Consider the following 22024-nt stretch of genomic DNA (forward strand, 5'->3'; position numbering starts at 1 on the left):
CCGCGGGGGGCTGGCGAGGTGCCTGTCCTCGTGGGGACAGGCACCCGAGCGTTGCGGAGGGCCGGCACAAGGTGCCTGTCCCCGCGGGGACAGGCACTCACGCCCTTGGTGCTGGGACCGGCGCGCCGTCAGTGGAGTGCTTTCAACAGCAATTCCCAGAACCGCATGCGCGCGGCCAGGGTGGACACCAGGATGTATTCGTTGAGGGTGTGCGCGCCGTCGCCGTCGGCGCCCAGGCCGTCCAGGGTCGGCACGCCCATGGCCGAGGTGAAGTTGGCGTCGCTGCCGCCGCCGGTCATGGGGGCGTCTTCGAGCGCGAAGCCGGCCTGGGCGGCGAAATCCTGCGCCAGTTGCAGCAGCGCGGTAGCGGCTTCTGTCTTGACCATGGGCGGGCGGTTGAGCTCGACGTCGATGTCCAGTTCCATGTCGGGGCCGACGGCGCACAGGTTGCGCATGCGGCGCAGCACGTCTTCGGCCGCGCCCATGTCGGGCACGCGGAAGTCGACCACGCAGCGGCATAGGGCCGGCACGGTATTGGTGACCGTGCCGCCGGCGATCGTCCCCACGCTGACGGTGATGCCGCGCTCGTAGTCGGTCATGCTTTCCAGTTCCAGCACCTGGTGCGCCATTTCGCGGATGGCGCTGCGGCCTTTCTCGTGCTGCATGCCGGCATGCGCCGGACGGCCCTTGACGTTGAGCCGCAGCATCCCGGTGCCCTTGCGCGCGGTCACGCACTTGCCGCCATTGGGGCGCGCCGGTTCGCACACCAGCGCGTACTTGGCGCGCGCGGCGTAGTGCTCGATATGCTCGCGCGAGGCGTGGCTGCCGGTTTCCTCGTCGGGTACCAGCAGGAAATCGATGGGCAGGGCGGTGGCGTGCGGGCTGGGCAGGCCGCGCAGGGCCGACAGCGCCAGGTAGATGCCGGCTTTCATGTCATAGCTGCCCGGTCCGTACAGGCGGTCGCCGTCGATGCGGCAAGGATTGTCCTGCAGCGTGCCGATCGGGTGCACGGTATCGAGGTGGCCGAGGACCAGCACGCCGGGACGCGTATCGCCGGCAGCGCGATTGGTGGCGTAGACCAGCGGGCCGACTTCCGCGTTCAGCGGACGGATCTCCACTGCCAGCCCGACCGCGCGCGCGTATTCGGCGGCCAGGTGCGCCATGGCGGTGACGCCGGCCGGCGAGTTCGAAGGGGATTCGCATTGAATCCAGGACTGGATGCCAGCTACGAGCTGGTCGGTGTCGGGAAGCGTGGTCGTCATGGCGTGGGCGTGTAGTCAGCAGGGAGGATGGAGGGGACGGCGGTCAGGCCGATTGCGAGCCGGCCAGGCGGGCCAGTTCGGCTGCGTCGGGCATGCGGCCGTCGAACCAGAGGCTGGCGCACACCTGCGACATGGCCTGGCCGTCGTGGCCGATGCCCGGCACGACCTGCAACTGCCAGCCGAACGGCAAGCCGCGTTGCGCGGCGGCGCGCTGGCCGGCTTCGTAGTAGTGCCGGGCGCGCGCATAGCGGTGCGGCCCCTGGCGCAGCGCCGCCGGTTCGGACGGCAGGTTGGGGTCGTCGGTGGCGATGTCCTGGTCGCCGGCCAGGATGGTCATGGGGTAGGCCAGCAGCCGGGCCAGGTGGTCCTCGGTCAGGCCCACGCCGTCCAGCCCTTCGGGGAAACGGTGCTCGAAGGTGGGCAGGGTGTACCAGCCCGGGTTGGCGGCCGTCACGGCATGAAACGGCGCATGCGGCTGGCTGCTCATCAGGCGGTGCACGAACTGGCCGCCGGCCGAATGGCCGAACAGGTAGACCTGCTCGCAGTCCGCGATCTCGGCGGCGCGGATGTTGGCCAGCACGCGCGCCACCAGGGCGTAGGTCCAGCCGTCGACGTGGCGCGGATTGCCGGCCGCGGTGAAGGCGCGGCCATTGTTGTAGCTTTCGACGCCCGGCCAGATTTCGTCCGAGAAGGTCGGCGCGACGATCAGCAGCTTGTGGCGGTCGGCCGCGGGAATCCAGAAATCGCGGTAGTCGGCGCCGTTGCGCAGCACGCCGTGCTGCACCACCACGACCGGCCGGTCCGGGGTGTAGCCATACGGGCGGTACGTATTCAGCGTGAAGGGACGGTCGGCATTGCGGTCGTCGTCGAGGTAAGGAATGGCGTTGCGGCCCGCATGCCCCAGTTCCAGGGCAATGCGGTCGGCGTTGGTCAGGTCGGCGGGTTTCATGTTCAGCTTGCGGTGTCGTTCAGGTGGCAGGCCGAAACATGGCCTGGCGCGATTTCACGCAGCACCGGCGCCTGTTCGCGGCAGCGCGGCATGGCATGCGGGCAGCGCGGATGGAACGTACAGCCCGGCGGCGGGTCCAGCGGCGACGGGATCTCCCCGCGGATCGGCGTGAAGACCCGGCCGCGCCGGCCTACGTCGGGCACTTCGGCCATCAGCGCCTGCGTATAGGGGTGGTTCGGATGGGCGAAGATCTCGGCCGAGCTGGCCTGTTCGACGATCTTGCCCAGGTACATGATAGCGACCCGGTCCGAAATATGGCGCACCACGCCCAGGTCGTGGCTGATGAACAGGTACGTCAGGCCGCGCTGTTCGCGCAGGTCCATGAACAGATTGATGACCTGAGCCTGGATGGAGACATCCAGCGCCGCCACCGGTTCGTCGCATACGAGGAACCGGGGTTCGACCATCAGGGCGCGGGCGATGCCGATGCGCTGGCGCTGGCCGCCCGAGATCTGGTGCGAGTAGCGCTCGCGGTATTCGCGGTCCAGGCCCACCTCCGCCAGCGCGCGGTCCACCCGCGCCGGGATCTCGGCCGGCGGCGCCAGCTTGTGCACCTTGAGCGCTTCGGCCAGGATCTGGCGCAGGCGCTGGCGCGGGTTGAGCGAGGCCTGCGGATCCTGGAAGATCATCTGCACGCCCAGGACATAGGCAAGCCGGTCGGCGCCGCGCAGTTGCGCCGCCGGGCGGCCCTGGTACAGCAGCTCGCCGGCGCTCTCGCGGTGCAGGCCGGCGACCACCCGTCCCAGGGTCGATTTGCCGCAGCCGGATTCGCCCACCAGGCCCAGCACTTCGCCGCGGCGCACCGACAGCGATACGCCGTTGACGGCATGTACGGTACGGCGGTCCAGCGGCTTGCCGGTCAGCGCAAGCAGACGCTGGGCCATGTCGGGACGGTGTTCGAAGCGCTTGTGGACATCGCGCAGTTCGATAACGGGCAGGTCGGAGGTCGTCATGCGGTTGCGGTCTCGCTGGCGATGGGCACGTAGCAGCGGTAGCTGCGCGGACCTTCTTGAGTCACGGAGGGCGCCTGTTCGGTGCAGCGCGTCACGGCATTGGGGCAGCGCGGACGGAAGGCGCAGCCCCATGGGCGCGCCGACAGTGTCGGCGCCATGCCGTCGATCTGGCGCAGGCGCGCGCCAGGCTGCGTCTGCGCCGGCATCGATTCGAGCAGGCCGCGCGTATAGGGGTGGCGCGGCGCGTCCAGCACGGCGTCCACCGGCCCCGATTCGACGATGCGGCCCGCATACATGACCGCGACGCGGTCGGCCAGCTCGGCCACCACGCCCAGGTCGTGCGTGATCCAGATCAGCGCCGTGTCGTGCTGGCGGCAGATTTCCTGCATGCGGTAGAGAATCTGCCCCTGGATGGTGACATCCAGGGCCGTGGTGGGTTCGTCGCAGATGATCAGGTCGGGCTTGTTGAGCATGGCGATGGCGATCGCCACGCGCTGGCGCATGCCGCCGGAGAATTCGTGCGGGAAGCTGCGCAGGCGCTTTTCGGGCGACGGAATGCCCACCATCTCCAGCGCCTCGCGGCAACGCTCCATGGCCTGGGCGCGCGGGACGTTCTCATGCGTGAGAATGGCTTCGGCCATCTGTTCGCCGATGCGCAGCACCGGGTTCAGCGTCATCAGCGGATCCTGGAAGATCATGGCGATGCGGTTGCCGCGCAGCTGCCGCATCTGCTCTTCGCCCAGCTTGCGCAGGTCCTTGCCCTTGAAGCGGATCTCGCCTTCGACCACTTCGCCGGGCGGGTCGATCAGCCCCAGCAGCGAAAACCCGGTGACCGATTTGCCCGAGCCGGATTCGCCGACCAGCCCCACGATTTCGCCGCGGCGCACGACCAGGTCGACGCCGTCGACGGCGGGCCAGGCGCCGGCTTCGGTATGGAATGCGGTGCGCAGGCCGCGCACGTCCAGGAGGATGTCTTTCATGCTCGTCGCGGGTCCAGGCTTTCTCGGAGGCGATCGCCCACGATGTTGATGGAGAGGATAAGCAGCAGCAGCGCCAGGCCGGGGAACAGGCTGATCCAGTAGTCGCCCGACAGCAGGTACTGGAAGCCATTGGCGATGAGCAGGCCCAGCGAAGGCTCGGTGACCGGTACGCCCACGCCCAGGAACGACAGCGTGGCTTCCAGCACGATGGCGTTGGCGATCTGGATGGTGGCAAACACCATGACCGGCGCCATGCAATTGGGCAGCAAGTGGAACAGCATGATGCGCCAGGCGGGAAAGCCCAGGTTGGCGGCCGCCTCGACATATTCCTTGCGGCGCTCCTGCAAGGCGCGGCCGCGCATGATGCGCGCATAGTGCGCCCATTGCACCACCACCAGCGCCAGGATCACCTTGTCCACGCCGCGGCCCATCATGGCCAGCAGCACCAGCGCCACCAGGATGGTGGGAAAACCGAGGATGAAATCGACGATGCGCATCAGGACGGCGTCGATCACGCCGCCGGCATAGGCGGCCAGCAGGCCCACCAGGCTGCCGATGGCCGTGGCCAGCACCACCGCGGTCAGGCCCACCAGCAGGCTGATGCGCAGCCCGTACAGAATGGCGCTGAACATATCGCGCCCCTGGTCGTCGGTGCCCAGCCAGTAGAAGCCGCCGTCCATGGTGGGCGAGCGCGGCGGCAGGCGGCCGTCGAGCAGGTTCAGGCTGGCGAGGTCGTAGGGATTCTGCGGCGCGAAGTACGGCGCCAGCAGGATCAGCGCCACCAGCGCCAGCAGCGCGATGACCGAACCGCGCACGGTGGGGCGGCTGTGCAGCTGCTTCAGGATCTGGGCGCGGCGCGGCGTCTCCGACAGGGGGTGGACGGTGCGCGTGCGGCCGTTGCTCGGGGGATTTGCCATGTCTGACCTACTGTGCGGGGGCGACCAGTTGCACGCGCGGATCGAGCGCGGCGTAGAGTATGTCGACCACCAGGTTGATGACGACGAAGATCAGCGTGACCAGCATGACATAGGCCACCACCACGGGGCGGTCGAGCTGGTAGACGCTGTCGATCAGCAGCTTGCCCATGCCGGGCCAGGCGAAGACGGTTTCGGTGATCGTCGAATACGCGATCAGGTGGCCGAATTCCATGCCGATGACGGTAACGACCGGGATGAGGATGTTGCGCAGGATGTGGCGGCGCACGATGCGGCCGGGCTTGATGCCCTTGGCGCGGGCGAACTTCACGTACTCCTGCGATTGCGCCTCGACCACGCCCGAGGCGGTCAGGCGCAGCACCAGCGCCACGTTGGCGACCGCCAGGTTGATGGCCGGCATGATGACGTGCGACCAGCCGTCCAGCGTCAGGATGGACAGCGGCACGCCGAACAGGTTGGCGGTGTCGCCGCGCCCCGAGGCGGGCAGCCAGCCCAGCCAGACCGAGAACAGCAGGATCAGCATCATGCCCTGCCAGAAATTGGGCAGCGAGAATCCCAGCACCGAGGTGGCCATGATGCCGCGGCCCAGCGGCCGGTCGCGATGCAGGCCGGCCACCAGGCCGAGCGGAATGCCGATAGTACAGGTCAGGACGATGGCGACCAGCACCAGCTCGAACGTGGCCGGAATGCGCTGCAGGATCAGCGAGATGGCGGGGATGCCGTGGACGAACGAGTTGCCCAGGTCGCCATGCAGGGCGCGCCAGAGGAAGTTGCCGTACTGCTGCCATACCGGCAGGTCCAGGCCCAGGCGCGCGATCATGGCCTGGCGCGCATCCGCGCTGGCCTCGGGGCTGACCAGCAATTCGATCGGGTCGCCCACGGCGTACACCGCGAAGAACACCACGACCGAGACGGCCAGCAGGACGAACAGGCTTTGTATGAGCCTGCGCAGGATGAACAAGGCCACGTTATGGATTCCTTGGTGGTCTTCGAAAGACCGGTCCGGCCGTCGCCGGTCCGGCCGGTCAGATAGGTTGGGCCAGGCGCACCACGGTCACGCCCGGGCGCAGGTTCGCCAGCGAGGGCATGATCAGTACGCAATCATCGTAAGGCGTGGCGACCGGCTCGCCATCGGACCAGCCGATCACCGTGCCGGCGCGCGCAATCCGTTCCAGCCCCTGCCACGGCTGGGCAAAGCGGAAATCCGCGCTGCGCGCGGCCACCGCATGCGTGACGCGCAGCGCGCGCTGGCGCGGCGCCGCGTCGGCCAGCCAGCCGGGGGGGATATCGTCGGCTGCCAGGGTGCCGGCCTCCAGCAGGAAGCGCGCCAGGATGTCCCGCGCAACCGTGCGGCTGGCCGGCGCGCCGTGAAAGCCGCATTCGATCAGCAGCGAGCGCGTGCCGTTCTCGCCTTCGGCGCCGAAGCGGCCGTAGTCGCGCAGGCGCACGCCGGCCGCGTGTCCCGCATCGGCGACCAGATGGGCCGGGTTGCCCAGCTTGAGCGCCAGCTCGATATTGCGCGGTTGGGTGCCGGTCAGCTGCAGCGGCTCGTCGGCATTGCTCATCGAGTGGAAATCCAGCAGCCAGTCGGCCTGTTCCACCCACGGCAGCAGCGCACGCGCGCGGCGGCGCTCCTGCGTGTCGGGCGCCGCCAGCTTGTCGGCGCTCCAGACCCGGTTCATGTCTTCGTCGACGAAGCGCGCCGGCGCGTAGTTCAGCGGATCGAAGCGGTCGAACGCCGCCAGGTTGCAGAATGCCAGCGTCAGCTTGCCGCGGCGCGGCCGCAGGCCGGCTGCCAGCGCGTCCTTCAGCGCCCAGGCGCCGCACAGCTCATTGCCGTGGATCAGCGCTGTCAGCAGCACGTGGCGGCCCGGCAGGCCCGCATCGAAGTGCCAGACCCCGGGCGTGGCGCCGTTGCCCACGCGCTCGGCGTCCAGCCTGGGACAGGCGAGTTCGAACGGGCGGACGGCGGCGACGGCGGGGGGCGGGGACATGGCAACTCCGGAAAGCGGCTCAAATTGTATAGGGGTTACAACTACGGCCCGCTGAAATGCGTAGGGGCGCCGCATGGCGGCGCCCCTGTCGCGCGGACGGTACGAACCCGTCCGGCTTCATGCCTACTTCTGGTCGGCAGGCTGGACCGACATGGCCAGCGTGAACTGGTCGCGGCGGCCTTCGTACGTCAGGCCCTTGCGGAAAGCCCAGATGCTGCTTTCGAAGTGCAGCGGGATCAGCGGCACGTTGTCCAGCGCGATCTGGGTCGATTGCTGCAGCAGCTTCTCGCGCTTGGCCACGTCCACCGTCACCAGGGCCTCGGTGAATACCTTGTCGAACTCGGCGTTGGAGAACCCGCCATAGTTGCTGGTGCCCAGGCTCCTGGGAGAGTCCAGCGACGCGACCCACAGCTGGAACAGCGCCGAGGCTTCGCCGACTTCGGCCGGCCAGCCGCCCATCGAGAAGCTGAATTCGCGCTTGGCGCGCTTGGGGAAGTACAGCGAGGCCGTCATGGCGTCGACATTGGCCTTGATGCCCACGCGCGACAGGTACTGCGCTACGGCCTGGGCGATCTGCCCGTCGTTGACGTAGCGGTCGTTGGGCGTGGAAATCGTCAGCTCGAAACCGTTTGCGTAGCCGGCCTCGGCCAGCAGCTTCTTGGCGCCTTCCGGGTCGTACTTGATCTCGGGAGCGTTGGGCACGCCGCCGAACATGCCGTCGGGCATGTACTGGTAGGCCGGCGTGGCGATGCCGTCCATCAGGCGCGTGACGATGGTCTTGCGGTCGATGGCCATCGAGATGGCCTGGCGCACGCGCAGATCCTGCAGCGGGTTCTTGCCGTCGGCGCTCTTGACCAGCGGGCTGGGGTTGCGGCCCACGTCGGGCTGGAAGAAGATCAGGCGGGTCGAGGGCGTGGCCACGAAGCCGAACTGCGGGTTGCTCTTGATGCGCGGCAGGTCGCGCGCGGCCGGGTTTTCGATGACATCGAAGTCGCCCGACAGCAGGCCGGTCAGGCGCGGGCCCGCGTTGGGCACCGGCACCATTTTCACGTCTTTCCAGTACGGCTTCGGTCCCCAATAGTTGTCATTGCGCTCCAGCTCGATGCCGGTGCCCTTGACGTACGACTTCAGCTTGTACGGGCCGGTGCCGATGGCGTCCTTGCCGTTGTTGAAGTCGGCGACGGTCGGCCACGGGCCGGTCACGCCGCAGCCTTCCTTGGGGTTGAACGTCAGCTTGCCGTGCTCGACGATGCCGTTCCAGACGATGGGCAGCGAGCGCGCCAGCTCGGCCGGCAGCAGCGGCAGCGGCGCGGCCGTCTTGATGATGACGGTATGCGCATCGGGCGTCTGCACGTCCGCGATGCGCTTGGTGGTATCCATGTAGGACTGCGAAACGTTGGTTTCGTTGTTCAGCGTGCGGCAGATCGTGAACAGCACGTCCTCGGACGTGAACGGCTTGCCGTTGGAGAACTTGACGTCGTCGCGCAGCTTGAATTCCCAGGTCAGGTCGTCCAGGTTCTTCCACGAGGTCGCCAGCGCCGGAACCAGCTTCATGTCGGCGTCGCGGCCGATCAGCGAGCTGTAGACGTGCGCCGAGAACGCGTCATTCTGCGTCTGCTTGTGATAGTGGGGGTCGGCGGACGTGGGTTCGGACGACAGGGCGATTTTCAGCGACTGTGCCGATGCGCTGCCGGGCGCGGCTGCGAGGCCGGCGCTGGTGGCCAGCAGGGCCAAAGTGGTGCGCAACTTCATGGTGACAACTCCGGGTGGATACCGGCGCGATTATCGGTAGCCGGATCGCGCATTGTCAACGCGATGCGACAGCCAGTGGGTGCCTTGGCCCGGGATATTGTCAGCGGGGAGGGGGGAAGCGAGGAAAGGGGGCGGAAGAAACGCCGCGTCTGCCAGGCAGGCCAGACGCAGCGCAGCGGCGCCGCGAGGGAGGCAACGGCGTCGCATGCCATCCGCCGGCCGAGGCAGGCCCGGCGGGTGGCAAGACCGGCTCGGGCCGCGTGACTGCGTGCGGGCCCGAACCGGCGGTCAGCCGATTACCACTGCGAGCCGGTGTAGTGGGCGCTTTGGGCGCGGGCGCGGTTCATCGATTCGTTGACTTCGTCGATGAAGGCGAACACGGCGCGCACACCGCGGCCGACGCCGACGGCGGCAGCCTTCACGGCGGCCAGCGGGCGGATGGTGTTCGATTGGTCTTCCATAGCGCCGCGCAGCAGTTCACGCTCCAGCGAGTCGGTCAGGCGGGCGTTGTGGCTAAGGGTCAGGTCGCTCATGGCTTACTCCAGTACGTTTCGTCTAGGTGTAATCCATTATAGGGAAAACCCTAGTCACTTGGCAAGTGAAATTCAGGGTTTACCCTAGGGTGTTGCAAAAAGGCCTTTTTCGAGCGGCTTCAACCACTTAGGCGCGGCTGTTGCGCAGGCGCCGGGCGCTGTCGGCCAGTTCGCCGGCGGTCAGGCCGATGGGGCCGATCCCATGTGTCACCAGGGCGTCGGCCGCGGCGCCGTGCAGCCATACCGCGCCTGGCACAGCCTGTTCGGGCGCGATGCGCTGGGCGAGCAGGGCCCCCAGGATGCCTGCCAGCACGTCGCCGGTGCCCGCGGTGGCCAGGCCCGGGTTGCCGGTGCGGTTGATCCGGCAGGCGCCGGCGGGGTCGCAGACGATGCTGCCCGCTCCCTTGAGCACGACCCAGGCGCCGTAGCGCGCGGCCAGCGTCCGGGCGGCGGCGGGCCGGTCCGCCTGCACGGCCTCGGTGGACAGGCCGAGCAGCCGGCCCGCCTCGGCCGGGTGGGGCGTGAGGACGACCGGGGCATCGCCCCAGCGCGGCTGCACGGCGCCGGCCGCCAGCAGGTTCAGGCCGTCCGCGTCGAGCACCAGCGCGGCGTCGCCACGCAGCTGGAACAGTTCGGACAGGGCGTTGGCGGCCAGCGCGTCCATGCCGCAGCCGCAGCCGGCCGTCCAGGCGTCGATGCCCAGGCCTGCTTCCAGCAGGCCGCGGAAATCGCGCAGCATCAGTTCGGGCTGCATGGGATCGCAGGGCAGCGGCGGGGTTTCGGCGACCAGGCCGACCAGCACCTTGCCGGCCCCCACTTTCAGCCCGGCGCGGGCGGCCAGCAGCGCGGCGCCCACCATGCCGGGCCCGCCGCCGATCACGCCCAGGGTGCCGCAACTGCCTTTGTGGGCGTCGGTGGGCCGGGCGGCGAACAAGGCGGGCAGGTGCTGGCGCTCGATGGCCGGCAGGGAAGAGGAAGAGGTGTCCATGCGATGAAACTCCAGCGGGCGGCGGTGCCGCTTTCCACTATAGTGCCCGAAAGCCGGGCCGGCCGGCCACGCCCGATGGAGACAAAACATGAGCGAAACAGACACCAATCCCGAGCACTATGCCCGCTACCGGGCCTTGCGCATCCGCCGCCATCCGGAGGGCATCCTGGAGCTGGTCATGGGCGCCAAGGACGCCAGCGGCAAGTTGTCCACCGCCGACGAGCGCCTGCACCGCGAGCTGGCCGATGTGTGGCGCGATATCGATACCGACGACCAGACCCGGGTGGTGGTGATCCGTGGCGAAGGCAATGGGTTCTCGGGCGGCGGCGATCTGGGGCTGGTGCAGCAGATGGCCGAGGATTTCGAGGTGCGCACCCGGGTCTGGCGCGAGGCGCGCGACCTGGTCTACAACATCATCAACTGCAACAAGCCCATCGTCTCGGCCATGCATGGCGCGGCGGTCGGCGCGGGGTTGGTGGCGGGGCTGCTGGCCGATATCTCGATCGCGGCCCGCGATGCGCGCATCATCGATGGCCATACCCGGCTGGGGGTGGCCGCCGGCGACCATGCCGCCATCGTCTGGCCGCTGCTGTGCGGCATGGCCAAGGCCAAGTACTACCTGTTGCTGTGCGACGCGGTCAGCGGCGAAGAGGCCGAGCGCATCGGCCTGGTGTCGCTGTGCGTGGATCGCGCCGAACTGCTGTCCAAGGCCTTCGAAGTGGCCGGCCGCCTGGCGGCCGGTTCGCAAACCGCCATTCGCTGGACCAAGTACGCCTTGAACAACTGGCTGCGCATGGCGGGCCCGTCGTTCGATACGTCGCTGGCCCTGGAGTTCATGGGTTTTGCCGGGCCCGACGTGCACGAAGGCATCAAGTCGCTGCGCGAGAAGCGCGCGCCGGATTTCCGGTAAGGAGGCGCCTGTCCCCGTGGGGACAGGCGTCTTCCCGCCGCGCATCGGGACGGGTGCCGGCGCACGGCGTGCGGCCGGGCTACTTGTTGAAAAAGCGGGCGAAAGCCTGCTGGGCTTCGGGGCTGCGCAGGCGCTCGCGAAACTGTTCGGCCTCGTGGTCGAGCGTGGCGTGGATCGCGGCGCGGTCGGCCTGGCGCAGCATGCGCTTGCTTACGCGCAGCGCCTGGCGCGGCTGCGCGGCCAGGTCGGCGGCGACGGCCCGCGCGGCTGCCAGGGCCTGGCCCGGCTCGGTGACGCCGGTGAGCAGTCCGGCGGCATGCGCCTCGGCGGCGTCGAAGGCGCGCCCTTGCAACAGCCATTCGGCGGCCTTGCGCATGCCGGCCAGCCGGGGCAGCAGCAGGCTGGAAGCTCCTTCCGGGCACAGCCCCAGCGCCACGAACGGCATGCGCAGCCGGGCGGTGCCGGCCGCGAAGGCGAAATCGCAGTGCTGCAGCAGCGTGACGCCCACGCCGACCGCATGTCCTTCCACGGCGGCCAGCACCGGCACGTCGGTGTCGACCAGCGCGCGCAGGAAGCGCAGGGCCGGGCTGTCGCCGGCCGCACGCTCGGCCTGGAAGTCGCGCAGGTCGTTGCCGGCGGTGAAATGGTCGCCGGCGCCGGTCAGGATGACCGCGGCCAGGCCGGTGTCGGCGTCGGCGGCGCGCAGCTGCGCCGCCAGCGCGTCGTAGGTGGCGGTATCCAGCGCATTGCGCCGTTCGGGGCGGTTGATGGTCAGGGTGAGCACGGCTGCGTCGCGCTCGGTCAGCAGGCTGTTCATCCCAGGTTGCGCGCGCCCAGCCGCGCCTGTGCCTGGGCATACTCGGCGCGCAGCGACGCGACCAGTTCGCGCGCCGGCAGCACGCTGGCAATGCCGCCTACGCCCTGGCCGGCGCCCCAGATGTCCTTCCAGGGCTTGGCCCGCGTCGTGCCGAAGTTGGACGAGGCCGCCTCGGCCGCCGGCAGGTCGGCCGGGTCCAGGCCGGCGGCCACGATGCTGGCTTTCAGGTAGTTGCCGGGAATGCCGGTGAAAAAAGGCGTGTACAGCACGTCGGACGCGCTCGCGTCGACGATGGCCTGCTTGTAGGCCTCGGAGGCATTGGCCTCGGCGGTCGCGATGAAGCGCGTACCCATATAGGCGAAGTCGGCCCCCATGGCGAGCGCCGCCAGGATGCCCTGGCCCGAGGTGATCGCGCCGGACAGCACCAGCGGCCCGTCGTAGAAGCGCCGTACCTCGGAGACCAGCGCGAACGGGCTGAGCGTGCCGGCGTGGCCGCCCGCGCCGGCGCACACCAGGATCAGGCCGTCGACGCCGGCCTCCAGGGCCTTCTCGGCGTGGCGCACGGTCGTGACGTCGTGGAAGACCTTGCCGCCCCAGGCATGCACGCCGGCAACCAGGTCGCCGGGCGCGCGCAGGCTGGTGATGATGTAGGGCACCCGGTGGCGGGCGCACACGTCCAGGTCATGTTCGAGCCGGTCGTTCGACTGGTGGATGATCTGGTTGACCGCGTACGGCGCCACGATGCCGTCCGGATGCGCGCGGCGGTGTTCGGCCAGGCCGGCCTCGACTTCGTCGAGCCAGTCGCCCAGCAGCGATTGGGGGCGCGCATTGAGCGCGGGAAACGACCCCATGACGCCGCTGACGCATTGCGCGATCGCCAGCTTGGGGTTGGAGACGATAAACATGGGCGAGCAGACCACGGGCAGGGTCATGCTGGCGTACAGCTCGGCAACCACGGGATGGGGCATGGCGGTGTCTCGTGCGTTCATGAGGGACGATTCCGGTTGTTGAGCGCGGGGGAAATCTGTGCCTATAATTACTTACCGGTCGTCCGGTAATTAATTGATGAACCCATTTAACGGCAAGCGGCCAGCCCCTGTCAATGCAGGCAGGGGCGCGCCTTGCCCGCCAGGATAACGCCATGGCCGATGCTCCTGCCCCTGCTCCGAAGCGCGCGCGCGCCGGCCGCCCGCCCACGCTGGCCGCGCCGCGCGAGCGCATTCTCGAGGAGGCCGCGCGCCTGTTCGCCCGCAGCGGCTACGAAAACAGCTCGGTCGCCGATCTGGCCGCGGCCATCGGGGTGTCCAAGGCCGCCCTCTATCACTATTTCCCGACCAAGCAGGACATCTACGACGCCATCATCCTGGAGACGCTGGCCGGCCTGCTGCAGGCCGTGACCCGCGAGGTGGAGCGCCAGCGCGAGGCCTGCGAACGGCTGCGCGCCTTCATGGTGGGGCATGCCCGCTATTTCGCGCGCCATCACGAGCAATTCGTGACCATGCTGATCGGCTATTCCGGCATGGCGCTGCCCGAGCGCGCCGACGCCGCGCAATTGCGCGACCGCTACGAACAACTGCTGCGCGACCTGCTGGAGCAGGGCATGGCCGCGGGAACGCTGCGCCGGCTGGACGTGGCAGCCACCGGCCGCGCGGTGCTGTCGATGCTGAACTGGATGGTGCGCTGGTACAAGCCTGGCCAGGGCGACAGCGCCGAGCAGATCGCCGACGGCTACTACGACTTGCTTTTCAACGGCCTGCGCATCTGACGCCGCGCGGGCCCATCCCACTTTATATTCCCTCGAGGTGCATCATGGCGCTGGACAATGAAACCCTGAACCTGTTGCTGGACGCGGTACGCCGCTTCGTCAACGACCGGCTGGTCCCGGCCGAGAACGAGCTGGCCGAAACCGGCCGCATTCCCGACGAGATCGTCCAGGAAATGCGCGACCTGGGCTTGTTCGGCCTGTCGATCGCCGCGGATTATGGCGGGCTGGGCCTGACCATGGAAGAGGAAGTGCGCGTGGTGTTCGAGCTGGGGCAGACCTCGCCGGCTTTCCGGTCGCTGGCCGGCACCAATATCGGCATCGGTTCGCAATCCATCGTGCTGGCCGGCACCGACGACCAGCGCCAGCGCTATCTGCCCAAGCTGGCCAGCGGCGAGCTGATCGGCTCGTTCGCCCTGACCGAGCCGGACGCCGGCTCGGATGCCATGGCGCTGCGCACCAGCGCGGTCCGCGACGGCGACCACTATGTCCTGAACGGCACCAAGCGCTTCATCACCAATGCGCCGGTCGCCGGGCTGTTCTCGGTCATGGCGCGCACCGCGCCCGAGCGCCGCGCCGATTCGATCTCGTGTTTCCTGGTCGAGGCCGGCACGCCGGGCGTGACGCTGGGCAAGCCGGACAAGAAAATGGGCCAGGCCGGCGCCTTGACCTGCGACGTGGTGTTCGACAATTGCCGGGTGCCGGCCGAGGCGCTGCTGGGCGGCAAGGAGGGCACGGGCTTTCGCACCTCGATGCGCGTGCTGGACAAGGGGCGGCTGCATATCGCGGCGCTGTGCGTGGGCATCGCCGAGCGGCTGGTGCGCGATGCGGTGCGCTACGCGCTGGAGCGCAAGCAGTTCGGCCAGCCGATCGCGGAGTTCCAGCTGGTGCAGGCGATGATCGCCGACAGCCAGACCGAGCTGTACGCGGCGCGTTCGATGGTGCTGGACGCCGCGCGCAAGCGCGACCTGGGCCAGAACGTGACGATGGAGGCGGCCTGCAGCAAGCTGTACGCCACCGAGATGGTCGGGCGCGTGGCCGACCGGGCGGTGCAGATCCACGGCGGCGCGGGCTATATCTCCGAGTACGCGGTCGAGCGTTTCTACCGCGATGTCCGCCTGTTCCGCATTTTCGAGGGCACCAGCCAGATCCAGCAATTGGTCATCGCGCGCGAAACCCTCAAGGCGTACGCGTAGCGCAGCCGCGTCGTTGTGCGCGCCGCGCACAACAACGTGCCGAAAACAAAACTTGCCGCCTGGCGCCAGGGGCTAATATGCCTGCTTCCCCTGGCTCTTTCTTTCTACCGACATGTCGCAACGTCCTGCTCCCCTGACCGGCATTCGCGTGCTGGATCTCACCCGCGTGCTGGCGGGCCCCTGGTGTACCCAGAACCTGGCCGACCTGGGTGCGGAAGTCATCAAGATCGAACGGCCCGGCGCGGGCGACGACACGCGCGCCTGGGGGCCGCCCTATCTGAAGGATGCGGCCGGCAACGACACCACCGAGGCGGCCTACTACCTCTCGGCCAACCGCAACAAGCTGTCGGTGGCGCTGGACATCGCCACGCCGCGCGGGGCGGAGCTGGTGCGCGAACTGGCGCAGCAATGCGACATCCTGGTCGAGAACTTCAAGGTCGGCGGCCTGCGCAAGTACGGGCTGGACTACGAAAGCGTCAAGGCCATCAACCCGCGCCTGATCTATTGCTCGATCACGGGCTTCGGCCAGACCGGCCCGTATGCCAGCCGCCCCGGCTACGATTTCATGATCCAGGGCATGGGCGGCCTGATGAGCATCACCGGCGAGCGCGATGACCTGCCCGGCGGCGGCCCGCAGAAGGCGGGCGTGGCGGTGACCGACCTGATGACCGGCATGTATTCCACGGTTGGCATCCTGGCCGCGCTGCACGAGCGCAACCGCAGCGGGCTGGGCCAGCATATCGACATGGCCCTGCTCGATTGCCAGGTGGCCATGCTGGCCAACCAGAATCTCAATTACATGACTTCCGGCAAGGCGCCGCGCCGCGCCGGCAACGCACACCAGAACCTGGTGCCCTACCAGGTGTTCGCGGTCAGCGACGGCCACCTGATCGTGGCGGTGGGCAACGACAGCCAGTTCCGCAACTATTGCCGCGTGATCGACCTGCCCGAACTGGCCGACGATCCGCGCTTTGCCACCAATCCGCAGCGGGTGCAGAACCGCGATGAGCTGGTGCCGCTGCTGGCCGAGCGCATGGCCACCGGCGAGCGCGATGCCTGGCTGGCCGCGCTGGAGAGCGCCGGCGTGCCGGCCGGGCCCATCAATACGCTGGACCAGGTCTTCGAAGACCCGCAGGTGGTGGCCCGCCAGATCAGGCGCGAGCTGCCGCACCCGAGCGCCGGCACCGTGCCGACCGCCAGCAGTCCGCTGCGTTTCTCCGACAGCCCCGTCGAGTACCGCCGCGCCCCGCCGCTGCTGGGCGAGCACACCCGCCAGGTGCTCAGCGAGCGTCTCGGGCTGTCCGAGACCGAAATCCAGGCCCTGGCCGCGGGACAGGGCTGACCGATACCTGGGCGCCGTCCGCCGCCGCGCGCAGGCGTGGCGGGCGCGGCGTCCACCATACTTGAACCAGGCAGGAGCAAAGAATGAGCGAGATCCAGACTATCGGCATCGTGGGCGCCGGCGCCATGGGGCGCGGCATTGCCCAGATCGCCGCGCAGGCCGGCGTGCTGGTGCGGCTGTACGACACCAACGCCGCCGCGGTGCAAGCGGCGCGCGACGCGTTGCGTCAAACCTGGGACAAGCTGGCCCAGAAGGGCAAGCTGAGCGAGGCCGACGCCCAGGCTGCGCTGGCGCGCATCGCGCCGGCGGCGGCGCTGGCCGATCTGGCCGATTGCCAGCTGGTCATCGAGGCGGTGATCGAGCGGCTGGACGTCAAGCGCGACCTGTTCGCGGCGCTGGAAGAAATCGTGGCGGCCGACTGCGTGCTGGCCTCGAACACGTCGTCGTTGTCGATCACCGCCATTGCGGCCGCGTGCAAGCGCCCGCAGCGCGTGGTCGGCTATCACTTCTTCAACCCGGTGCCGCTGATGAAGGTGGTCGAGGTGATCGACGGCCTGCGCAGCGATCCCGCCGTGGGCGATGCGCTGGCCGAGCTGGCGCGGCGCATGGGCCATACGCCGGTGCGGGCCAAGGACATGCCCGGCTTCATCGTCAACCACGCCGGCCGGGGCATGAACACCGAAGGCCTGCGGGTGGCGCAGGAGGCCGTGGCGCCGTTCGACCAGATCGACGCCATCATGCGCGAACAGGCCGGTTTCCGCATGGGCCCGTTCGAACTGCTGGACCTGACCGCGCTGGATGTCTCGCATCCGGTGATGGAATCGATCTACCGGCAGTTCTTCGACGAGCCGCGCTTCCGGCCGTCGCCCATCACGACCGTGCGGCTGGCCGGCGGCCTGATCGGCCGCAAGGCCGGCGAAGGTTTCTATGCCTATCCCGACGGACAGAAGCAGGTGCCGGCCGAGCCGGCCGCGCCTGTCCTGCGCGCCGGCCTGCGCGCCTGGGTAAGCCCCGCGCATCCGGACGGCCACGCGCGCGCCAGCGCCTTGCTGCGCGGCATGGCGGTCGAGCTGGCCGAGGGGGCAACGCCGCCGCAGGATGCGCTGATCATCGTCACGCCCTACGGCGAGGATGTCTCCACTTGCGTGCAAGGCCAGGGCCTGGACGGCGCGCGCACCGTGGGCCTGGACACGCTGTATGCGTTCGAGGCCGGCCGGCGCCGCACGCTCATGGTCTCGCCGGCCACGGCGTCGAACTGGCGCGACGACGCCCATGCGCTGGTGGCCAGCGACGGTGCGCCGGTCAGCGTCATCGAGGATTCGCCCGGTTTCGTGGCGCAGCGCATCGTCGCCTGCATCGTCAACATTGCCAGCGATATCGCGCAGCAGCGCATCGCCACGCCGCAGGATATCGATCGCGCCGTGACGCTGGGCCTGGGTTACCCGGTCGGGCCGCTGGCGCTGGGCGACAAGCTGGGCGGCGCCCGCCTGCTGGAGATCCTGCACAACATGCAGCGCGTCACCGGTGACCCGCGCTATCGTCCCAGCCTGTGGCTGCAGCGCCGCGTCCAGCTGGGGCTGTCGCTGCTGCACGGCTGAGGCTGCGGTTCGCGGGGAAGAGGTGCCAGTCCCCGCAGAAGATGGCGCATGACGGGGTGCCTGTCCCGGCGGGGACAGGCACCTGAGAAGTTTGCGGGTGCCAGTCCCCGTGCGGGGACAGGCACCCGGGAATGGAAAAAGCCCTTCGGCATTACGCCGAAGGGCTTTTTCCATGGCGCTGCCGCGGCTTACTTGGCGGCGTTGACCATGTATTCGATGGCCGCGCGGATGTCGTCCTCAGACGCGGTGGCCGCGCCGCCCTTGGGCGGCATTGCGCCCTTGCCCTGCATGGCGACCTTGAGCATGGCGTCCATGCCGGTCTGGATGTAGGGCGCCCAGGCGGCCTTGTCGCCGAACTTGGGGGCGTTGGCCACGCCCGTGGCGTGACAGGCGAAACAGGTGGCCTTGTACAGTTTCTCGCCGGCCGGGTTGACGGCGGCCTGCTGTTCGGCCGGGGCTGCCGGCGCAGCGGCAGCCGCGGGGGCGGGCGCGGCGGCCGCCGGGGCGGCAGGGGCCGGAGCCGGCGCGGCGGCAGCAGCGGGGGCCGCGGCTTCCGCGGGCTTGGCGCCTTCTTCGGCGGGGGCCGCGGGTTCGGGCAGCGAGCCGCCCGATTGGTTGGCCATGTAGACCACCGCGCGGGCCACTTCATAGTCGCTTAGGGCCGGGTTGCCGCCCTTGGCGGGCATGCCGCCCTTGCCGTGCAGCGCGACATTGAGCATCGCGTCGTAGCCGGCCTTGATGAACGGCGCCCAGGCCGCGTTGTCGCCCATCTTGGGCGCGCCGGCGACGCCGGCGGTGTGGCAGGCGGTACAGACCGCCGTGAAGACTTGTTCGCCGGTCTTGTGGACCTTCGGGGCGTTGGCGTCGACCAGCTCGAAACCGGCGACGGGAGCGATGCGCTTGGCGACCGCTTCCTCACCCAGCGTATCCGAACCGGCACCGACCTTGGTGCCGGAGGTGACCACATTCACCAGCATGATGATGATGATGATGGGGACGACGAAAGCCAGCACGACCGTGGTGATCAGTTGCTTGGGCGTTTTGATGGGCGAGACGTGTTCTTCGATGTGTTCCTGCTCGTTGCTCATGACCAAATCCTGCGAATCGGGGTACCGGGGGACGCCTAGAAGGCGGCAAGAGACAATCCAATCACTACAGAGCAAGGCGCACCGAAGCCGGGCTCCCCGCATGCAAACGCTGGATTATATAACGCTCATGCGATGAGAGAATTGTCGCTGCCCGTACGGGGCGTGCGCGAATCGCAAAGTTCGGTACAATGTCGCCTCTTCGCGCCCGTAGTTCAATGGATAGAATGAGAGTTTCCGAAGCTCTTGATACAGGTTCGATTCCTGTCGGGCGCGCCAGTTTCCCAAGGCCCTAGCGGCCATCGCGGCGCCACGGTCCGCAGCAGGCGGACGGCGTGGCGCAACGCGCAAGCGTCGCGCCACCGCGTCGCGTCCGCACCGCAATCCCAGAAGCGTCACTTCCGGCCATTCGTCCGGACCGCACTGGCCATGCGCCGTGGCGGCGTCGGCCGGCGTGCGCCTTGCTCCCCGGTTGCCGCGATGGATGCGCGCGGCGCCTGCATGACAGAAAAGTAATGTTCCCGACAGCTTGCGGACGGTCGCGGCTCACTACAGTGGCCGCTTGACCCAGTCTGACCAGCGAGGATCGAACATGAAAGCAAGGGTGTACGCAGTGCGCATGGCCGCGGCCGCGGCCGCGTGCGGGATTTCGTTCGGCGCGGCCGCCTCCGGCGCGCACGGCGGCGGCCATGGCGGCGGGCACGGGGCCGCCGCCACCGCGATCGGCAAGCCCGGCGTGGCGTCCAAGGCCAGCCGGACGGTCAATGTCGACATGACCGACGCCATGCGTTTCACGCCCGACCAGATCGAGGTCAAGGCTGGCGAAACCGTGCGCTTCAAGGTGACCAATTCCGGCAAGATCCGCCACGAGATGGTGCTGGGTACCGATGCCGACCTGGGCGCGCATTACCAGATGATGCTCAAGGATCCTGGCATGCGCCACAAGGAGCCCAATTCGGTGTCGCTCGATGCCGGCAAGCGCGGCGAGATCGTCTGGCAGTTCGACAAGGCGGGGCGCGTGGCTTTCGGCTGCCTCGAACCCGGGCACTATCCGGCCGGCATGAAGGGCGCGGTTTCCGTCAAGTAACCACGAGCCGGGGCGCCGCGGCGTTTCCGGGGAGAAAGCACGAATGAGCAGAGCAGTTTCGAATCAGCGCCGCCGCTTCGTCCAGGGCCTGGCGGGCGGAGGCGTGCTGGCGGGCCTGGGGCTGTGGCGCCAGGCAGCCTGGGCCCGGCCCGGCGCGGCGCAGCCCGAAGTGTTGTCGGGCACCGAGTTCAACCTGGAGATCGGCCGCACGCCGGCCAACTTCACCGGCGCGGCGCGCATGGCCACGACGGTCAACGGCAGCATCCCGGCGCCCATCCTGCGCTGGCGCGAGGGCGATACGGTGACGCTGCGCGTGACCAATCGGCTGGACGAAGACACGTCGATCCACTGGCATGGCATCCTGCTGCCGACCGGGATGGACGGCGTGCCCGGCCTGAGCTTTCCGGGCATCCGCCCGGGCGAGACCTTCACCTACCGCTTCCAGGTACGGCAAAGCGGCACGTACTGGTATCACAGCCACTCGGGGTTCCAGGAACAGACGGGCCTGTACGGCGCCATCGTCATCGAGCCCAGGCGCGCCGATCCGGTGCGAGCCGAGCGCGACCACGTGGTGCTGCTGTCCGACTGGACCGATGAAGACCCCATGAGCGTATTCCGCAAGCTCAAGGTCATGCCCGATTACTACAACTACATCCAGCCCACCGTCGACAACCTGGTCGACGATGCGCGCAAGCAGGGCTGGGCAAGCGCGTTGGGCGAGCGCCTGATGTGGCAGCAGATGCGCATGAACCAGACCGACCTGGCGGACGTCTCGGGCGCGACCTATACCTATCTGGCCAACGGCAAGTCGCCGGCCGGCAACTGGACCGGGCTGTTCAAGCCGGGCGAGCGGGTGCGGCTGCGCTTCATCAACGGTTCGGCCATGACGTACTTCGATGTGCGCATTCCCGGCCTGAAGATGACGGTCGTGGCGGCGGACGGGCTGCCGGTGAGGCCGGTGGAGGTCGACGAGTTCCGCATCGCCGTGGCCGAGACCTACGACGTGATCGTCGAGCCGGCCGAGGATCGCGCCTATACGATCTTCTCGCAGTCGATGGACCGCTCGGGCTACGCGCGCGCCACGCTGGCGCCGCGCGAGGGCATGCACGCCGAAGTGCCGGCGCTGGATCCGGTGCAGATGCTCACGATGATGGACATGGGCATGGCGCACGACATGCCCGGCATGGACCACGGCGCGGCCATGGACCACGGCGCGGCCATGGACCACGGCGCCATGGGCGGGATGGACCATGCCGCCATGGGGCATGGCTCGGGCGAGGCGAGCGGGGGCATGGTGGAAGTCAGGCACCCCTATCCCGCCGAGCACGGCCCGGCCAATTCCATGCTGCCCGATATCGTGACCACGCGGCTGGACGATCCGGGCGTCGGCCTGCGCGACAACGGACGCAAGGTCCTGACTTACGCCGACCTGCGCTCCATGGTCGAACCCGAGGACAACCGCGCGCCGACTCGCGAGATCGAGTTGCACCTGACGGGCAATATGGATCGCTACATGTGGTCGTTCAATGGCCTGAAGTTTTCGCAGGCCAAGCCCATCGTGCTGAAGTACGGCGAGCGCGTGCGCTTCGTGCTGGTCAACGACACCATGATGACCCACCCCATCCACTTGCATGGGTTATGGAGCGATCTCGAGTCGCCCGACGGCAACTTCCAGGTGCGCAAGCACACGATCAGCCTGAATCCGGCCCAGCGGATCAGCTACCGCGTGAGCGCGGACGCCAGGGGGAACTGGGCCTACCACTGCCATCTGCTGTATCACATGGAAGCGGGCATGTTCCGCGCCGTCGTCGTGGAGTGAAC

General features: G+C 68.6%; 20 protein-coding genes and 1 tRNA gene. 8 read left to right on the forward strand and 13 right to left on the reverse strand.

Translation table 11 applies throughout. The annotated features are described in order from the left end of the window. Positions 1–128: 128 nt before the first annotated feature. From EL288_RS01970 to EL288_RS02015, 10 genes are all read right to left on the reverse strand, one after another. On the reverse strand, positions 129–1262 hold the full coding sequence (locus tag EL288_RS01970; protein WP_010929402.1) for a M20 family metallopeptidase: 1134 nt from the start codon (positions 1260–1262) through the stop codon (positions 129–131). Between the two features lie 43 nt (positions 1263–1305). Further along, positions 1306–2211: a hydrolase gene (locus EL288_RS01975; protein ID WP_003815329.1), complete on the reverse strand. Its 906-nt coding sequence runs from the start codon at positions 2209–2211 to the stop codon at positions 1306–1308. A 2-nt stretch (positions 2212–2213) separates the two neighbouring features. After that, a complete protein-coding gene (locus EL288_RS01980; protein WP_003815327.1) occupies positions 2214–3224 on the reverse strand; it encodes an ABC transporter ATP-binding protein in 1011 nt (336 codons plus the stop codon). Then, positions 3221–4204: an ABC transporter ATP-binding protein gene (locus EL288_RS01985; RefSeq protein ID WP_003815325.1), complete on the reverse strand. Its 984-nt coding sequence runs from the start codon at positions 4202–4204 to the stop codon at positions 3221–3223. Before EL288_RS01985 ends, EL288_RS01980 begins: the two co-directional genes overlap by 4 nt. After that, a complete protein-coding gene (locus tag EL288_RS01990; RefSeq protein WP_010929399.1) occupies positions 4201–5121 on the reverse strand; it encodes an ABC transporter permease in 921 nt (306 codons plus the stop codon). The genes EL288_RS01985 and EL288_RS01990 overlap by 4 nt, the downstream gene beginning before the upstream one ends. 7 nt (positions 5122–5128) lie before the next feature. Then, complete coding sequence (locus EL288_RS01995; RefSeq protein ID WP_003815321.1) at positions 5129–6106, reverse strand: ABC transporter permease; 978 nt, start codon at positions 6104–6106, stop codon at positions 5129–5131. 58 nt (positions 6107–6164) lie between these two features. After that, positions 6165–7208, reverse strand: coding sequence for a M14 family metallopeptidase (locus tag EL288_RS02000; protein WP_003815319.1), 1044 nt, complete (start codon positions 7206–7208; stop codon positions 6165–6167). Positions 7209–7256: 48 nt separating this feature from the next. After that, complete coding sequence (locus EL288_RS02005; protein WP_003815318.1) at positions 7257–8885, reverse strand: ABC transporter substrate-binding protein; 1629 nt, start codon at positions 8883–8885, stop codon at positions 7257–7259. Positions 8886–9181: 296 nt separating this feature from the next. Beyond that, positions 9182–9418 (reverse strand): hypothetical protein, encoded by a 237-nt coding sequence (locus tag EL288_RS02010; protein WP_003815317.1) that lies wholly within the window; start codon positions 9416–9418, stop codon positions 9182–9184. 127 nt (positions 9419–9545) lie between these two features. Next, the gene (locus EL288_RS02015) at positions 9546–10406 is read right to left on the reverse strand and encodes an NAD(P)H-hydrate dehydratase (protein WP_003815316.1); all 861 of its coding nucleotides are present in this window, start codon (positions 10404–10406) and stop codon (positions 9546–9548) included. An 88-nt stretch (positions 10407–10494) separates the two neighbouring features. Between EL288_RS02015 and EL288_RS02020 the strand changes: the two genes are divergently transcribed. Beyond that, entirely contained in the window at positions 10495–11316 is an 822-nt protein-coding gene (locus EL288_RS02020; RefSeq protein ID WP_003815315.1) for an enoyl-CoA hydratase/isomerase family protein, read from the forward strand. A 79-nt stretch (positions 11317–11395) separates the two neighbouring features. Here the strand turns inward: EL288_RS02020 and EL288_RS02025 are convergent, their stop codons facing one another. Both EL288_RS02025 and EL288_RS02030 read right to left on the reverse strand, forming a co-directional pair. Beyond that, on the reverse strand, positions 11396–12133 hold the full coding sequence (locus EL288_RS02025) for an enoyl-CoA hydratase-related protein (RefSeq protein ID WP_003815313.1): 738 nt from the start codon (positions 12131–12133) through the stop codon (positions 11396–11398). Further along, the gene (locus tag EL288_RS02030; protein ID WP_003817796.1) at positions 12130–13122 is read right to left on the reverse strand and encodes an NAD(P)H-dependent flavin oxidoreductase; all 993 of its coding nucleotides are present in this window, start codon (positions 13120–13122) and stop codon (positions 12130–12132) included. Before EL288_RS02030 ends, EL288_RS02025 begins: the two co-directional genes overlap by 4 nt. Positions 13123–13235: 113 nt before the next feature. On the opposite strand from EL288_RS02030, the gene EL288_RS02035 reads away from it, so the two are divergent. The 4 genes from EL288_RS02035 to EL288_RS02050 all read left to right on the forward strand — a co-directional run bounded on the left by EL288_RS02035 (position 13236) and on the right by EL288_RS02050 (position 18031). Further along, positions 13236–13898 carry a TetR/AcrR family transcriptional regulator gene (locus tag EL288_RS02035; RefSeq protein ID WP_080707664.1) on the forward strand — a complete coding sequence of 221 codons (663 nt, stop codon included), beginning with the start codon at positions 13236–13238 and terminating at the stop codon, positions 13896–13898. A 44-nt stretch (positions 13899–13942) separates the two neighbouring features. Further along, on the forward strand, positions 13943–15091 hold the full coding sequence (locus EL288_RS02040) for an acyl-CoA dehydrogenase family protein (RefSeq protein ID WP_003817793.1): 1149 nt from the start codon (positions 13943–13945) through the stop codon (positions 15089–15091). 112 nt (positions 15092–15203) lie between these two features. Beyond that, on the forward strand, positions 15204–16433 hold the full coding sequence (locus tag EL288_RS02045; RefSeq protein WP_003817791.1) for a CaiB/BaiF CoA transferase family protein: 1230 nt from the start codon (positions 15204–15206) through the stop codon (positions 16431–16433). Positions 16434–16516: 83 nt separating this feature from the next. Continuing rightward, positions 16517–18031, forward strand: a complete 1515-nt coding sequence (locus tag EL288_RS02050; RefSeq protein ID WP_003815305.1) for a 3-hydroxyacyl-CoA dehydrogenase — start codon at positions 16517–16519, stop codon at positions 18029–18031. Positions 18032–18219: 188 nt separating this feature from the next. Here the strand turns inward: EL288_RS02050 and EL288_RS02055 are convergent, their stop codons facing one another. Then, on the reverse strand, positions 18220–19119 hold the full coding sequence (locus EL288_RS02055; protein WP_172607919.1) for a c-type cytochrome: 900 nt from the start codon (positions 19117–19119) through the stop codon (positions 18220–18222). 201 nt (positions 19120–19320) lie between these two features. Between EL288_RS02055 and EL288_RS02060 the strand changes: the two genes are divergently transcribed. The 3 genes from EL288_RS02060 (at position 19321) to EL288_RS02070 (ending at position 22022) form a co-directional block, all read left to right on the forward strand. Beyond that, a tRNA-Arg gene (locus tag EL288_RS02060) sits at positions 19321–19395 on the forward strand. A 313-nt stretch (positions 19396–19708) separates the two neighbouring features. Further along, on the forward strand, positions 19709–20203 hold the full coding sequence (locus EL288_RS02065) for a cupredoxin domain-containing protein (protein WP_010927148.1): 495 nt from the start codon (positions 19709–19711) through the stop codon (positions 20201–20203). Positions 20204–20246: 43 nt separating this feature from the next. Then, the gene (locus tag EL288_RS02070; protein ID WP_126621890.1) at positions 20247–22022 is read left to right on the forward strand and encodes a copper resistance system multicopper oxidase; all 1776 of its coding nucleotides are present in this window, start codon (positions 20247–20249) and stop codon (positions 22020–22022) included. Positions 22023–22024 lie beyond the last annotated feature (2 nt).

Source organism: Bordetella bronchiseptica (assembly GCF_900636925.1).
GTDB classification, from domain to species: Bacteria; Pseudomonadota; Gammaproteobacteria; order Burkholderiales; family Burkholderiaceae_B; genus Bordetella; species Bordetella pertussis.